Raw genomic sequence first — 15,380 nt, forward strand, 5'->3', positions numbered from 1 at the left:
AAAACGCGTAATATTTGGCTTTTAGAAAATAATGAATGTTATAATAAAAGCAATTATAAGTGAAGGTTGTGATGATTATGAGTTTACTTCAAAATACCCCTTTACTCGTTGCCCTTTTTGCAGTTCTCTTTGCACAATTTGTAAAAATCCCTATTCATTTTTTAATGACAAAAAAGATTAACTGGGGATTATTTACTTCCACCGGGGGTATGCCGAGTTCACACTCCGCTTCCGTAACAGGACTAACAACCTCTATTGCCTATGAAACAGGATTAGATTCCCCAATTTTTGCCGTAGCCGCTATGTTTTCATTTATCGTCATGTATGATGCGAGTGGAGTACGCTATCAGGCAGGTCAACATGCAGCTGTATTAAATCAACTGCGTAAGGACTTTCAAACATTGCTTCATGATTTGAAAAAATGGCCACAATTGGATGGGCAAGAAAAAATGGAAGAGCTAAAAACATTGCTAGGCCATAAACGGAGCGAGGTATTTTTTGGAGCATTAACGGGAGTTTTTATCGCCATCATCACATACCAATTTATTTTGTGAAATATAGACACATCCTCATGTTGAGGCTGTGTTTTTTTATTTATCGGAACACTTTTGTGATTTATCGGAAACTTTTCACAGTTTATCGGAAACTTTTGTGATTTTATAGGAAACTTTTCAAGATTTATCGGAAAAATTCAAAAAAAAATCAGCAGATGTTTGGACACCCACTGAAATAAGATCAATTATGCCTCGGCATAATTGCGTCTGGAATCGGCTTTGTGCTAGCACAAAGCCGATTCCATGACATCCGCCGGAGGCTTTAGGCCAACACGATGTTGGTCACTCAGGCGTTTTCACAGGATGTGAAGTTCTTAGCCTGAGTTCCTCTATTTCAGCGGATGTTTACCTGCTGAAAAAAGTTAAAACATTCGATATCCACTTTTACGTAAATAAATCATGACAATTCCCGCAACTATTGAACCGGCAAAGCCACCAGATAAGATTGCAATATCTACAAATTGCAGCGCTTGTAACTTATCTAAAAGTGCTGGGAATGCGGAACCTGGCTTGAAAATATAATCTAAAAAGCTTACATCATCGACAATAAAGATAACAACAATTGGATACACTATCGCCATTAACCATGTCATTCGCAGAAGCATATTCAATAAAAATCCGATACCAAAGAACATGACGAAAAATAACACAATTGAAATGATTAACTGTACTAATGAAACTGGACCATCCATGTATGTATAACCTCCGTTTTCCTCTCATTAGTTTACATGATTACTACAACGCTTTCAATGAACATATCCGTGATTTCGCTTGTTCGTCATATTTAAGAAACGCAAATAAATAAAAAAAACTATTGAAAACTAGTATGGACTAATTTTCAATAGTTTCTTGCTTTTCATTATGAAACTGTTTGTGATAATAAAAACTTTGGTGACTTCCAAAGCTCTGCCCATTTTTTAATGGCAGCAATAACAATGATAAAGCCTAACATTAACATAATGACTGACAATACACCATTTAACACATTGTAACCAGCGGCTGCTGTATTCCAATAAACATTTTTAATCATCCAAAAGCCCGCTACATTTACTGTGACATATAAATAGGCTAATGGGATAAAGCATGTTAAGGCATAGATTCGCTTATCTGCAACTCTTAATACTATTGTTACACCACATACTAAACCGATTGTCGCCATTAACTGATTCGAAACGCCAAATAATACCCAAATCGAACTGATATCTCCTGAATACAATAAATAGCCCCACATAAAGCATGCAAGTGCACTTGCAAAGATTGTACCTGGAAGCCAATTTGTACGCTTCAACGGCTTGTATACATTGCCACCAAAATCTTGAATTAAGTAGCGCGCTACACGTGTCCCAGCATCAATAGCCGTTAAAATAAAGACCGCTTCAAACATGATAACGAATTGATAGAAATAAGAAGACAGTTCAGCAAACCAAGGAATCCCCGTGAAAATATCAGTCATTCCAACGGCTAGCGTTACAGCTCCACCTGTACGCCCTTCTAAATCCATCCCAATACTTTCAGCTAATGCATGTAAATGAACCGGCTCCATCCCTAATGTAGCAAAGACTGCTGGGGCTGAATTAATCGCAAAATAATCTGCTGGATGAAGGGCCGTTGCTGCAATTAAAGCCATTACCCCTACTAAAGATTCTACGAGCATGGCACCAAAACCAACTACACGAATATCTTCCCAACGATCAATCATTTTCGGCGTTGTCCCAGAGCCTACAAAAGCATGGAAGCCAGAAATAGCTCCACAAGCTATAGTGATGGAGACAAATGGCCATACTGGACCAGCAATTACTGGACCGCCACCATGAATAAACTCTGTAATTGGTGGGAATTGAATGATTGGGTTTACGAAAAAGACTCCGATGATTAACGCAATAAATACGCCAATTTTCATGAAACTACTTAAATAATCACGCGGCGCTAATAAGAGCCAAACAGGTAAAGCCGCCGCAAAGAATGCATAGATAGGTAGAATAATAGCTAAAGTATGACGGTCAAACGTTAAAAAATCACCAAATGCTGTCCCTTGAATCATCGGTCCAATAAACACACCAACCATTAACAAAATAAAGCCAACTGTCGATGTAACAAGTAAATTCCCTGTTTTACGATAGGCAATACCAACAAGCATTGCTATCGGAACAGTGATCCCTACCGCAAAAGTTCCCCATGGATTTCGCTCTAACGCACCAAGGACAACCATCGATAACCCGGCCATTGTAATTGTTATGATGAAAAGCATTGCAAGGCCTGTACAGAATCCTGCAACAGGACCTAATTCCTTTTTCATTACCTCTGATAACGACTTTCCACCATGACGCATAGAAGCGAATAACACAACTGCATCATGTACAGCACCACCGATTACTGCACCAATTAACAGCCAAAGGAGCCCTGGCAAATACCCAAATTGTGCAGCTAAAATAGGTCCAACTAACGGTCCAGCCGCTGCAATCGCTGCAAAATGATGCCCAAATGTCACCCATTTATTCGTCGGAACATAGTCTTTACCATCCTCCATAGCGTGTGCTGGGGTGGGCGTATCATCTTTTATCTTAAGTACCTTCTTTGTGAAAAATATGCCATACAAACGATAGCTAATCATCAGTACACAAATGGAACCTATTACAATTGTAATAGCATTCATGTTATCACTCCTTTTACGTTTTCCACATCATAGCAAATGAATTAAACGATTATTCGTAAAATTCACCGAAATGTCAGAATTTTAAGTTGAAAGGGTGTTTTCTACCGTTGAAATGCAGTTATTTTGATAGCTGAAAGATCTTCCGCACATCTTTCATATAAAGCCTACTGACAGGTATCGAATGTCTATTATGCAAAATCAAATTGTATTTAGCACTACTCCAAGGCTCCAGTTCTTCGATATGTTCTAAATTGACGATAAATGCCCGATGGACACGCACAAAACCTTTTAAAGTGAGTTTTTTCTCCAAAGTAGCTAACGACTCTGAAGCAAAATATCTCCCTTTCTCAGTGACAACAATCGTCTTACTATCTTCAGATGTACAATATAAAATTTCCTGTATATTAATAAGCAAGATTCGATCATTCACATAAACTGTAAATTTATCAAGCTTGTCCAATTGTAAATGCTTTAATTTCTCCATCGTTTTAGCTTGCGTCGCTCTTCTTTTGGTCACCAGCTTTTCAACTGCACTTTGTACACGCTCTTGCTCAAATGGTTTTAAAATATAATCAAAGGCGTTCACTTCGAATGCCTGCAATGCATACTCATCATAAGCAGTAGCAAAAATAATTTCAGGTTTAAGTATGTTTTGTTGCAGCTGTTTTGCTAATTCAAGGCCATTATTTACGCCTAACTGAATATCTAGAAACACACAATCAATCTGCTCAAACTTACGATCCTGCAGCATGTCCTCCAGATCCTCCGATTCTCCAATAATCTGGACTAACTTAGTTTGCTCCAATAAATATCGCAATTCAGCCCTTGCTAACGGTTCATCATCTACAATATAGACATTTAACATTTCTCTACTCCCATCTTGTGGCTTTTAACGGCAGTTGGATCATAATTTTCGTGCCAACATCCAACGTACTTGAAATGTGAAAATCTGCCTCTATTCCATAAATTTCATGAATACGCTGATAGATATTCCATAAAGCTGTCCCTGTTCCTTGCTCGGATTGCATGATCGTTTTGCCAAGCTGTTTAACCTGCTCTTTTCTCATCCCACAGCCATTATCCTCCGTTAACAACAATAACTTATTATTAATTCGCTGTACCTTAACATCAATTTTGCCTTCCTTACGATTTTTAAAGGCATGATAAATGGCATTTTCAACAAGTGGCTGTAAGGTAAATGGGGGAATTTGTACGTCAAAAAGTGATTCATCCAAGTGAAATTGTACATCATAGCGATTCGGAAACCTTGTTTGTTCAATCGACAAATAAGCCTCCACATGGTCAATTTCATTTTTTAACGGAATCAGCATTTGACGAGCGCCCTGCAAATTACTCCTAAAAAATGTACTAAGCTTTATCAATAATGCTCTAGCCTCATCAGCATCCGTTCGGATCAAACTTGAAATAGTATTAAGACTATTAAAAAAGAAATGAGGATGAACCTGTGCTTGTAGCGCTTTAATTTCGGCATCCTTTAATAGCTTTCTTTGTTGCTCAATTTCAGCATATTCAAGCTGCGAGGAAAATAGTCGACTGAGGCCCTCAGCAAGCTCCTTTTTGGCCCCTGTTAATGAAGAAACATTGATAAAATATAGCTTTAAGGTACCTACCGTTTTATGCTGTACTTTTAAAGGTAAGACAATCGCAGCTCTTAACGGACAATCTTCATGTGGACAACTGATTTCTATTGCGGACGTCGCTGTAATAACGCGTCCTTCTACTAATACCCGTTTCGTTAAAGCCGTCATTATCTCTTGATGAATGACATGATGGTTCTCGCCTACTCCTACATGTGCTAAAATCCCATTTGTATCTGTAATCGCGACTGCATCAACCTCAATCTCTCTTTTAATAATTTCCGCAACCGTTCGGCAGGATTCTTCGTTTAACCCTTTACGAAAATGGTCAATTGTTTGTTGGGCAATAGAAAAGGCCTGGTGTGTTTGTAATGCTTTTGTGCGCTCTTCCTCATCAATAAAAGTTTTGATAATAATGAAAAAAATTAAAATCCCAAAGGCATTCATAAAAATCATCGGTAGCGCTATTAAAGAAACTAATTGCAAAGCTTGCTCAAATGGTTTTGCCATTAGTAAAATAACAATCATTTGTAAAGTCTCTGCACAAATTCCGATGATAACAGCTTTTTTATAGGAGAAGGTTTGACGAATTTTCAATTGCTTACTTAAACTACCTGTAATGAATCCTGCTAGTATTGTCGAAACACCACAGGCAACCGCTGTAAAACCGCCAAGGGTAATACGATGAATCCCTGCAATAACCCCCACGCTAACACCAACAAGTGGCCCACCAAAAATACCAGCAATCGCTACGCCAATTAGCCTCGTATTCGCTATGGCTTCCTCTGCATTTATAGTGCTATGTATCATTTGATTTAAAGGGTTAATGGACCCACTTTCGATTTTTATTCCTGTATAGCTGCTAACTATACTTAAAGCACTAAAAATAATAATGAGCCAAACTTTTTCCTTAACCCCTTGATCCTGAAAGAGCACTCCCCGAAAGAGGCGCCATCTTGACATTAAAAAGGCAAACACAATGATTAGCCCCACTCGCTCTAACATAAATAAAAATAGCTCCATCATAGGTTTCCCCCTCTATCACTTTATTTTTTAAAGAACAATTTATAAGAAGAATAACCAAAGACATCTCCTGGATTAATCCCTTCAATCCCTTCTAATTGGTGCTTTTCAAATTGGTTAGATGCCATTTCCTTTAACATCACTGATGTCATTTCGTCTTGAGCGAGCTCCTTTGGATACATCCATTGCGCTTCTAATAATTCATTTTCCTGAATGCAAATCTTCTGCTGCTCATCTTTCATCCGACAATAAAATATCGCCATATTATCACTAATGTCACCACGAATCACACCCGTTCGAAAACCAATTAAGCCTGATACGTAGCAATCAATACCCGTTTCTTCCTTTAACTCGCGAACAACAGCTTCATCTACTGTTTCACCAGCATTGACAAAACCAGCTGGCAATGACCATCTTCCCTTTAATCCGCTATATGCCTTTTTGACAACTAGCCATTGTCCTAACTCATTTACTGTAACACCTGCAACACCTAACCAAACTTTTCCTCTGTCTTTTTTCATCATCTTCACCTCTATATCACTATTATAACGGCCAATTTTCCATATATAGAAGTATTAATTCAGAATTTTATGGTTACATTTCACTTTCAAACATAAAGTATGCACGTACTCCATTTTTTGGAAATATGTTACACTAATTTAAAATGTAGAATATTCACTCTATTTAAAGGAGGAAGTTTTATGTTAAACGAATTATCACCTAATGGGAAGCTTTTTATTTTTGCGATAGCGTTGCTTTTACTATCACCCATCATTGTTTTCATGTTGCCATTTACGATTTCCCAAACATTTTATTTTAGTAGAGATACTATCGTGCTGATCACTCCAATAAGCAACTTCACTATGCTTTTCCTAGCAATTACACTAATTATTTTAACGTTGATCATACTTGGGTTCAAAAGAAATAAATACACTTATTTGATTACGATTATAACAATCGTGAGCGGTCTGGTTTTAGGCTATTTTTCTCTTTTAAGTTATATCGCTATACAGAATACACAAATTGTTTTCAAAGAATATCTCCATAAAACTACATATGAATGGCAGGATATTAAGGAAGTCATTTATGAGTATGAAACAGGTACAGTAGGCACTTATTATTTCCAAACGAAAAATAACGAAAAGTTTGTTATTGAAGAAAACGGACAATTTGGCATGGAAGAAAAGAGTTCTATTTACAATTTAGCAAATGAAAATGGTGCTACATTTATAGAACGCGAGAAGGTAAAGTAACGATTATCAATTATGCCTCGGCATAATTACGTCCAGAATCGGCTGGAGGCTTTAACTTCTGCTGAAAGAAGTTAAAAAAGCCCCTTTCGAGTAAGTCGAAAGGAGCTAGTGAAATTTTCCTATGTAGCTTACATGCTAAGATGTACCCTACCTTTTCATATTATAAGCTGTGTTTTTCATGTGCACTGAACATTTTCCATACCTGAACAACGAATACTTACGCTTCCAGCTGCTCGATATCCCAATTAATTTTTAATATATTTTTTAATCTGATGACCTGATCTTCTCCAATTGTATTGACCAGCTGTTTTTCTATTTCTGCTTTACAACATTGATTTTTTTCAAAGCAATCTTCACCAAATTCAGTCATACGAATAGCTTTATGTTTTTTACTATGTTCGACACTCGTAACTGTCACCAACCCTTTAACTTCCAAACTCTTTATTATTTTATGGGTTGCTTGTCTTGAAAATTTAACATTTTTAGCTACATCTGAAATCGTAAGTTGTTTTTTATAAATTATACCCAAAATATACCATTCCGAATTTGATATATAAATATCGTTATGCTTATTCCACTTCTCTTCAGCAAGTCTTCGAAGTAGTTCGTGACGTTCGCTCAACAAATCAATGACATCTCGATTCTGCAATTCGTCCTTCAACTAGTTCACCTTCATTTCCTATTTTTCGTTATTAATATACAAAAAACAGCAGCAATCGTCAACTAAGTTGACAAAAACCTTTTAATTGCTTACAATAAATTTAGTCAACTAAGTTGACAATATAGTTTGTTGGAGGGAATATACATGTACAATGTTGGCGATGTAGTCATTTATTCATCACATGGACTTTGTTCTATTGAAGATATTTGTGAACAAACCTTTAACGACATTACTAAATCATATTACGTTTTACAACCACTAAATGAACCACAATTAGTCATTCGTACCCCTATTGACAATTCAAAAAAACAGCTTAGAAACATTATTAAAAAAGAAGAAGCACTCAATATTTTACATTCATTCACATCACCTGGCGTGGAATGGATTGAACAAAGCACTCATCGATTGAGATTTCATCTAGAAATAATTAAATCAGGTAATCGCCAAAAACAAGCAAATCTTTTAAACACATTGTTACGAAAAAAGCTCGAATATAGTGCGATTGAAAAAAAATTCCCTAACCAAGAAGAAAAATTACTGCAATCTTTACAAGATACTATCTTTTCAGAGTTTTCCATAGCTCTTAATAAATCTTCCGATGAAATTTATGATTATGTATTAACACAACTTCACTAATTGTGAATTGGTTGTACATTAATAAGCCACGATTAAAGAAATCGTGGCTTATCTCATATTTAAAAAGAAATATAAAAAGGTTCTGCTCCATTGTTTAAGCAACGTAATAACTCTTGTTTAAAGTATTCATTTTCTATTAAAAACAATGCCTCCCCAACATCAAAAAAACCGACCTCTAAACTTTCTCAGCTCGTTTGTAACTCACCGCCAATAGGAGTTCCTAACCACCACATATTACAAACACTATTTTTTATTTCTTGTGAAACGCCACACAATTTGATAATTTCGATTTCAATTCCAGTTTCCTCTTTTACTTCCCTGATAACTGTGTCTTTAAATGTTTCATGATTAATGACTGCCTGTTACGGTTATTAGACACGCTCGTATCGCTTCAGGGTACGGTCAATCTATCTCGTTATACTTTTTCCATTTTCCTACCAACTAAAACTCTACTATGGTATGATTTCTTTATGGATAGCATTTTAAGTTAGTTAAGAAAAGGCAGGTAGATTTGAGTTATGAATAGTTTAAATTCAGGAGATATAATATTTAGCTTTGTCTCGATTTTCGGATTGTTATTTTACATAGTTCCAATTATTTTTATAATTTGGTTTGCTATTACAACAACTAAGCAATTAAAAATGCAAAGAAAATTTAAATCAATAACAAGAGCTATTATCCCTAATTCAACAACGAGAGAATTGCCATCACACATCAATCAAGGGACTTGTGCATAAAATCACACGCAAGTCCTTTTTGCGCTCTCACAACGCCTCCCTGCTTTCTCAGCATAAAAGCCTATAGCCTGTTCTTTCTTAATCTTTGGATATTCCTTCCCCATTGCCATTTTATCAATTACCGTACGTTTCTTTTTTTCAAAACCATACAAAAAAGCCTCCTCAATTCGTTATGTTTTCGCAACATACAAATCAAAAAGGCTTGGTATCTATAACCCTAAATTGATGTATTTAGAGCTGTGTTCACTCATTCCAAGGATTGTGTGCACACCATTCTCTACTGTTATTTACAATCCCTTATCAACTTTCTTGCTGAAAGTCATTAATCACAAATCTCAGGTGTACCTTCACGTTTGGCCGTTTTGAAAGACGTGCCACAGCCGCATGATGCGATCGCATTTGGATTGTCGATCGTGAAGCCACCACCCATTAGCGATTGCTTATAGTCAATTTTTGTCCCCATCACAATCGGCGCATCTTCACGGGAAACAAGAATTGTTAAACCATGCTGTACATCTTCAAAATCATCTTCTTTTTTCTCTTTATCAAAATGCATACCGTATGATAGGCCACTGCATCCGCCACCATTAACAACTACACGTAGAAACGAACCTCGTTCTTCATTGTGCTCCATCATTTCATTAATATGAAAGACAGCCGCTTCAGTAACTTCAATTATTTTTTTACTTGTCATCCCAATCACCTTCCTTCTTATTTATTATCATATCAATTTTGACTATTGTATGACAAACATTCAGCTCCAAAAGGATTTTCAGTAAAAATTCTAATATTTTTCACATTTTTAGTATTTTTTATCCATGTTTATCAAATTCACATTGGTATAATAGTTATAATCAGTCGATGAAAGAGGTATAAAATATGGAGATTTCACCTTATTACGAAAAAAACATTCAATGTATTCATTGCAAAAAAGAATTTCCAACATTAAAAGTACGCTCTAAATTCATTAAAGTAGATCATACAGAAACAGATTTTCATCCTATTTATGCAGACGGTGTAAACGCCCTTTATTATAATGTATTTGTTTGTGAGCATTGCGGATTTTCATTTACTGAAGACTTTTCAAAATATTTTGCCCCTGGCACGCAAGATGAAATTCGCACGCAAATTACAGAAAAATGGGTACACCATGATTTTAAGGGAGAACGTACTGTATTCCAAGCAATACAAGCTTATAAATTAGCGTTCCTTTGCGGTACAATTAAAAAAGAAAAATTTGTCGCTATAGCTGGGCTTACATTACGTCTTGCATGGCTATATCGTTCACTAAAAAACGAAGGCCAAGAGCAACGTTTTATGACAATGGCCCGAGATTACTATATGGATTCTTATTCAGCTGGGGATTACAGCTCAACGCAAATGTCAGATATACGAATTATGTATATGATCGCTGAACTATCAAGAAGAATCGGAGATATTGAAAATGCAACACGCTTCTTTTCGAGGGTCATTGAAAAACAAAGTGCTGGTGAGGCAAAAATTATTGATATGGCTAAAGAACAGTGGGCTATTATTCGTGAAGAAAAAAAGAAAGTGCATAATGCGTACTAAAAAGGTTCTAGTCTAAAATAAAAAATACCCTATAGATTAGACAAAAATTCTATCTATAGGGTATTTCATTTGCACAAACGCATCCACTTACAAAACAACTTCAATAGTCTGGCTGTTTTAGTATCACCTTTTCAAATAGCATCCTTTTATGTTATTTCTTTGCTTTTTGAAGATACATTTGATAATCTGCTACCTTCAATAATTGCTTCGCTGTAGCCCCATCTTGTGGGAAAAGCGCACAGCCAATACTTGCTGAAATCACAATTTGCTGTTCCTCAATGATAAACGGCTCCCGTAATAACTCATTTATTTTGGCTATATACTGTTCAACTGCATTTGCCGTGGTTATATGTTCAACTAATAACACAAATTCATCTCCGCCAAGTCGTGCTAAAACTTCCTGCTTTTGAGTAAATTGCTTGAACCGTTCTGCAAACATTTGTAGTAATAGATCGCCCTGTAGATGTCCATGTTGGTCATTTACAGCTTTAAAGCCATTCAAATCTATAAAAAATAGTGAAAATACCTTATCCTTTTCTTCGGTTAAACGCTCTAAACGGTCCAATACAAATTTCCGATTTGGTAAATTCGTTAAACTATCATAATAAACAAAATGTTCCAATTTTTTTGAAAAATCAACAGAATTTTGTAAATTCTTATTTAAATTTTGAATGCGTTTATAATGATTAGATACATCATAAAGTTCTATCATTATATACGAGAAATTCTCTACTCGTATATGCTGAATTAAAATATTTTGACGAGGCAGCTTCATTTTCGAGTAATTACTTTCCACAAAATATTGATGCATCGCTGCTGAGCAAAAGCTTTTTTGTCCCTCTAACAATGCCTTCTCAAACATATCGGCATATATCTTTTTATCCAAACGTGGAACAACTGTTGTTATTGGTAAACCTCTAACCTCTTCTTCACTTTTATCTGTATGCTTGACTAACCATTTATTCCATAATTGAATGTTCAATTGTTCGTCCAATAAAATAATGCCATTATCTAGCTGATTGACGATAGCTACATATAAATTATTCATTCATATCCCTACTCATCTCATCCACTTTTCGAATTAATAATTTGATTGATTCTAATGAAAACTTAATTAAAATTACGCCTAGCACCTTTGAATCGTCAACATCAAAACTTACATAAAGTAATACTACATTGCTACCCTCTGTACTAGTAAGTGTTTTATAAAACTCTCCTGTATCATGTAACATCACCTGTGGCACATCATACTCTAGCTTCATCTCCATCAGGCTTCCTATACCACCCATAATGGAATTTAGAATAATATTACCTATTTCCTTTACAACATCAAAATCTTCATCATTAAATGAAGACTCTTCGTCCTCTGTATATTCTTCCCCTAAGCAAAGTGCAGATAAATATTTAATTTGCTCAGCTGGAAAAATAAAATCTGCTCTACCAGAGAAGACATTACCAAACTTTAAAGAGGTAGATAGTACTGTTCCATTTAATATAGGAGTCAGCCCTTCTTGCTTTAACTCATGCAACGCTAGCAGCTTTATATCTGGTACTGACAAAAAAATTCTTTTTTGAAGAATTTCCGATAATAAGTTAGCTGCCTCACCCACAAATATATTATACAGCTCTTTCAATATATCCTCTTGTGTTGTTGTCACCAACGAAATCACCCTTCTATCAATATTTCAATCTCTTTCAGTTTCTCAGCATTTATCGGCTTATTAATAAATGCTAACGCTCCAGCAGATAAAACCTCATCACGAACTGCCGATTGCACATCAGCTGACAGCACGATAATTTTAGACGTTGGGTATTTCTCTAGTATTTGTCTAATAGCCTCTTGTCCACTCATCTTAGGCATTAATAAATCCATAAATACAAGATCAGGTAGAAAGCTTGCAAATGCTTGAATACATTCAACACCATCATTTGCTGTTTCATAGACAGCATCCGGGTAAATAGATTTTAATGTTTTTTTCGTTGTTTTTTGAGAAAACACAGAATCATCTACAACAAGTATTTTCATAAAAAAATTAATCCTCCGCTTTTAGAAGCATATTTTCTTGAATATATCACAATATTCATCCGTTGGAAATAATCAAATTTACAGAATAAAAAGTTTTTATCGCAATTTCTCTTCCATCATCTCAGAAGTTTTTTGATAATTTTCTAAAAATAACCCACAAACGATGAAACGCTTAATTTTGGTGGAATACTTACCGACATATGAATATGATCAGGACATGCTGTTGCTTCAATAATTTCTACTCCTTTTCTTTCACATAACTGGCGAAAAATTCTACCTATATCTACTTTAATTTGTCCATAAATAATCTGCCTTCTATATTTTGGCGCAAAGACAATGTGATACTTACAATTCCATGTTGTGTGTGCTAAACTTTTATTATCCATTTGGATCCCCTTTCGTACGAAGTCGGTTGACCAGACCTGAATTTATTGTACGGCTGGGGTTTTTTTCTTGTCCATAGCTAGAAGCTCTTTAGAACCCCTCGCATAGCAAGGGTCTTTCAATAGATACAAAAAAGATACCGCCTGCAAAATACAGACAGCATCTTTTTCTTTTCATAGGTACACGTTATATTTAGCTAGACCTTTATTGTCCATTAGAATACTTGCTCTACTTCAATAATACCTGGTACTTCTTCTAATAATGCACGTTCGATACCAGCTTTAAGTGTGATTGTAGAACTTGGGCAACTACCACATGCACCTAATAAACGTAATTTTACAATGCCGTCTTCTACATCTACTAATTCACAGTCTCCACCGTCACGTAGTAAGAATGGGCGTAATTTATCTAATACCTCTTGAACTTGATCGTTAATTGTTACTTCAGCCATTTATCTCGACTCCTTTCCTTATAATGATTATAATGTTAGCAACAGAAAAAATCCAATATAGAATCACGAGGAGTGGAAATGAAATGGGACAAACGAAACCAAAGATTGAAATTTACGGAACAGCGGTAATCTGCGCGAGCTGTGTCAATGCGCCATCTTCAAAAGATACATATGAGTGGCTACAAGCAGCCATCGATCGAAAATATCCAAACCAAGGATATGATATTCGCTATATCGATATTGAAGGACCAATTGAGAATGAACGCGATCAAGATTATACTACACGCATTCAAGAAGATGAATTTTTTTATCCACTTGTCCTTATAAATGATGAAGTAGTGGGCGAAGGCTATGTGCAATTAAAGCCTGTATTTACTGCACTTGAAAAGCTAGGTTTCACACCAGACGAAACTGTTTAATAAAACTAAAAGGGATTGCCTCTAAATTTTATTTTGAAGCCATCCCTTTTTACAAGACTAATTAATCATTTTGACGTTTGTAGTACCATAATAATCCTGATTTCATCAAGCGTGCGATACGTCCTGTTACTGTTGTATCTGCTAAATATACAAAGCCTTGTTTTTTACCAAGAGCTCCCATGAAACCTTTCAATTTAATGTCAGGCATTTTCTCAGGTAAGTTTTCGCCTTTCCAACGCATGCGAAGTACTTTGACGATTTGTTCTGCTTGCTCCTCAGCTAACTGCGCAGTTGGAGGTAAGTCTGAAGCAGCACAGTCACCTACAACATATACATGCTCATCATCAAGAAGATTGAAATATTGTGTTACAAGCGGACGACCTTGTTTATCTTTCTCAACTTCCAAATCGCGAACAATTTTGACAGGCTGTACACCAGCAGTCCAAACTACAGTATCGAGTGCAATTTCTTCTTCGTGATTGTAAATTTTACCTTGTTCAATTTTTGTAATATTTGAATTGGCAATGACTTCAACATTATGTTTCACAAACCAATCTTTTACATATTTACTTAGCTTTTCTGGGAAGTCCTTCAAAATACGAGGACCACGGTCGAATAGCTTTATTTTTAAATCTGATCGGCTTTCACGTAACTCACTTGCAAGCTCAATACCACTTAAGCCAGCTCCTACAATTCCGACTGTAGAGCCTGCTGGTAAACCACAAAGTGCTTGGAATGTTGAACGTGATTTCGCCATTGTCTGAATGCTATATGTGTACTCCTCTGCACCTGGTACACCATGATATTTATCCTCACAGCCAAGACCAATTACTAAATCATCATATTCAATACGTTGTCCATCTTCTAGAATGACTACTTTTTCCTCGCGATCAATCTCAACAACTTCTCCATATACAGCCGATAAACGTTCATTCTCCGGGAAGCATACACGAATTTCTTTATCTGTTGCAGTCCCTGCTGCTAGTGCGTAAAATTCTGTTTTTAAACTATGGAAAGGGGCTCTGTCTACTAACACGATTTCTGTGTCTAATGGAACGTTTGGTAGTAATCGAAGCATAAGACGCATATTGCCGTAGCCGCCACCTAAAAGTACTAATTTTCCCATAATAGTCTCCTTTTATATCTCTTATATTAATTGTTCACAAAGTATCCACAAATGAGTATAACCGATTGTGAGAAGTTTCACAATATCATAATGCAATTTTGTGAAAGATTTCACAAAACGAATGATAACTCGCTTTTTTCGAACGATTTTTGAATCACTTGGCCTTCGATAAATTGTCGTTATTGTTCGAATTTTCCTTAAATATCGTTTTCTTCTCTTTACTTTTGTAAAAATAGTTAAAATCATTTTGCATGCTCCCTAAACTTAGTATCTGCTTTTATCTCATG

Annotated in this window: 19 protein-coding genes and 1 pseudogene; 5 read left to right on the forward strand and 15 right to left on the reverse strand. The window is 35.8% G+C overall.

Going from position 1 to position 15,380, the window contains the following annotated elements:
- Positions 1–71 precede the first annotated feature (71 nt).
- On the forward strand, positions 72–554 hold the full coding sequence (locus tag ACIQLB_RS15910) for a divergent PAP2 family protein (RefSeq protein ID WP_400727627.1): 483 nt from the start codon (positions 72–74) through the stop codon (positions 552–554).
- A gap of 362 nt (positions 555–916) precedes the next feature.
- Here the strand turns inward: ACIQLB_RS15910 and ACIQLB_RS15915 are convergent, their stop codons facing one another.
- The 5 genes from ACIQLB_RS15915 to ACIQLB_RS15935 form a co-directional block, all read right to left on the reverse strand.
- On the reverse strand, positions 917–1,246 hold the full coding sequence (locus ACIQLB_RS15915) for a YuiB family protein (RefSeq protein WP_400727630.1): 330 nt from the start codon (positions 1,244–1,246) through the stop codon (positions 917–919).
- 167 nt (positions 1,247–1,413) lie between these two features.
- Positions 1,414–3,207: a carbon starvation CstA family protein gene (locus tag ACIQLB_RS15920; protein ID WP_400727634.1), complete on the reverse strand. Its 1,794-nt coding sequence runs from the start codon at positions 3,205–3,207 to the stop codon at positions 1,414–1,416.
- Positions 3,208–3,325: 118 nt separating this feature from the next.
- Positions 3,326–4,072, reverse strand: coding sequence for a LytR/AlgR family response regulator transcription factor (locus ACIQLB_RS15925; RefSeq protein ID WP_400727637.1), 747 nt, complete (start codon positions 4,070–4,072; stop codon positions 3,326–3,328).
- 4 nt (positions 4,073–4,076) lie between these two features.
- Positions 4,077–5,828, reverse strand: coding sequence for a LytS/YhcK type 5TM receptor domain-containing protein (locus ACIQLB_RS15930; RefSeq protein WP_400727897.1), 1,752 nt, complete (start codon positions 5,826–5,828; stop codon positions 4,077–4,079).
- Between the two features lie 23 nt (positions 5,829–5,851).
- Complete coding sequence (locus ACIQLB_RS15935) at positions 5,852–6,349, reverse strand: NUDIX hydrolase (protein ID WP_370042279.1); 498 nt, start codon at positions 6,347–6,349, stop codon at positions 5,852–5,854.
- Between the two features lie 180 nt (positions 6,350–6,529).
- On the opposite strand from ACIQLB_RS15935, the gene ACIQLB_RS15940 reads away from it, so the two are divergent.
- Entirely contained in the window at positions 6,530–7,081 is a 552-nt protein-coding gene (locus tag ACIQLB_RS15940; RefSeq protein ID WP_400727640.1) for a hypothetical protein, read from the forward strand.
- Between the two features lie 217 nt (positions 7,082–7,298).
- Here ACIQLB_RS15940 and ACIQLB_RS15945 read toward each other — a convergent pair whose 3' ends face one another.
- Positions 7,299–7,742 (reverse strand): MarR family winged helix-turn-helix transcriptional regulator, encoded by a 444-nt coding sequence (locus ACIQLB_RS15945; RefSeq protein ID WP_400727643.1) that lies wholly within the window; start codon positions 7,740–7,742, stop codon positions 7,299–7,301.
- Between the two features lie 144 nt (positions 7,743–7,886).
- Here ACIQLB_RS15945 and ACIQLB_RS15950 point away from each other — a divergent pair, with 144 nt between their 5' ends.
- The gene (locus ACIQLB_RS15950; protein WP_400727646.1) at positions 7,887–8,378 is read left to right on the forward strand and encodes a CarD family transcriptional regulator; all 492 of its coding nucleotides are present in this window, start codon (positions 7,887–7,889) and stop codon (positions 8,376–8,378) included.
- Positions 8,379–8,563: 185 nt separating this feature from the next.
- On the opposite strand, the gene ACIQLB_RS15955 is transcribed toward ACIQLB_RS15950, so the two are convergent.
- The 3 genes from ACIQLB_RS15955 to ACIQLB_RS15965 form a co-directional block, all read right to left on the reverse strand.
- Positions 8,564–8,731 carry an NUDIX domain-containing protein gene (locus ACIQLB_RS15955; RefSeq protein ID WP_400727900.1) on the reverse strand — a complete coding sequence of 56 codons (168 nt, stop codon included), beginning with the start codon at positions 8,729–8,731 and terminating at the stop codon, positions 8,564–8,566.
- A gap of 386 nt (positions 8,732–9,117) precedes the next feature.
- A complete protein-coding gene (locus ACIQLB_RS15960) occupies positions 9,118–9,267 on the reverse strand; it encodes a hypothetical protein (protein ID WP_400727649.1) in 150 nt (49 codons plus the stop codon).
- 170 nt (positions 9,268–9,437) lie between these two features.
- A complete protein-coding gene (locus ACIQLB_RS15965) occupies positions 9,438–9,809 on the reverse strand; it encodes a HesB/IscA family protein (protein WP_400727652.1) in 372 nt (123 codons plus the stop codon).
- Positions 9,810–9,994: 185 nt separating this feature from the next.
- On the opposite strand from ACIQLB_RS15965, the gene ACIQLB_RS15970 reads away from it, so the two are divergent.
- The gene (locus ACIQLB_RS15970; RefSeq protein ID WP_400727655.1) at positions 9,995–10,687 is read left to right on the forward strand and encodes a DUF2225 domain-containing protein; all 693 of its coding nucleotides are present in this window, start codon (positions 9,995–9,997) and stop codon (positions 10,685–10,687) included.
- 151 nt (positions 10,688–10,838) lie between these two features.
- On the opposite strand, the gene ACIQLB_RS15975 is transcribed toward ACIQLB_RS15970, so the two are convergent.
- The 5 genes and pseudogenes from ACIQLB_RS15975 to ACIQLB_RS15995 form a co-directional block, all read right to left on the reverse strand.
- Positions 10,839–11,735, reverse strand: coding sequence for a diguanylate cyclase domain-containing protein (locus ACIQLB_RS15975; RefSeq protein ID WP_400727658.1), 897 nt, complete (start codon positions 11,733–11,735; stop codon positions 10,839–10,841).
- Positions 11,728–12,345, reverse strand: coding sequence for a chemotaxis protein CheC (locus ACIQLB_RS15980; RefSeq protein WP_400727661.1), 618 nt, complete (start codon positions 12,343–12,345; stop codon positions 11,728–11,730). The genes ACIQLB_RS15975 and ACIQLB_RS15980 overlap by 8 nt, the downstream gene beginning before the upstream one ends.
- An 8-nt stretch (positions 12,346–12,353) precedes the next feature.
- Entirely contained in the window at positions 12,354–12,713 is a 360-nt protein-coding gene (locus tag ACIQLB_RS15985; RefSeq protein ID WP_400727663.1) for a response regulator, read from the reverse strand.
- Positions 12,714–12,862: 149 nt separating this feature from the next.
- A pseudogene (gene tnpA, locus ACIQLB_RS15990) lies at positions 12,863–13,099 on the reverse strand (IS200/IS605 family transposase); the annotation flags it as partial.
- Between the two features lie 212 nt (positions 13,100–13,311).
- Entirely contained in the window at positions 13,312–13,548 is a 237-nt protein-coding gene (locus ACIQLB_RS15995; RefSeq protein ID WP_400727666.1) for a NifU family protein, read from the reverse strand.
- Positions 13,549–13,631: 83 nt separating this feature from the next.
- On the opposite strand from ACIQLB_RS15995, the gene ACIQLB_RS16000 reads away from it, so the two are divergent.
- The gene (locus tag ACIQLB_RS16000) at positions 13,632–13,967 is read left to right on the forward strand and encodes a YuzD family protein (protein WP_400727669.1); all 336 of its coding nucleotides are present in this window, start codon (positions 13,632–13,634) and stop codon (positions 13,965–13,967) included.
- A 61-nt stretch (positions 13,968–14,028) separates the two neighbouring features.
- Here ACIQLB_RS16000 and ACIQLB_RS16005 read toward each other — a convergent pair whose 3' ends face one another.
- A complete protein-coding gene (locus tag ACIQLB_RS16005; RefSeq protein ID WP_400727672.1) occupies positions 14,029–15,093 on the reverse strand; it encodes an NAD(P)/FAD-dependent oxidoreductase in 1,065 nt (354 codons plus the stop codon).
- Positions 15,094–15,380 lie beyond the last annotated feature (287 nt).

It is taken from the genome of Lysinibacillus sp. NPDC092081 (assembly GCF_044755845.1).
Taxonomy (GTDB): Bacteria; Bacillota; Bacilli; order Bacillales_A; family Planococcaceae; genus Lysinibacillus.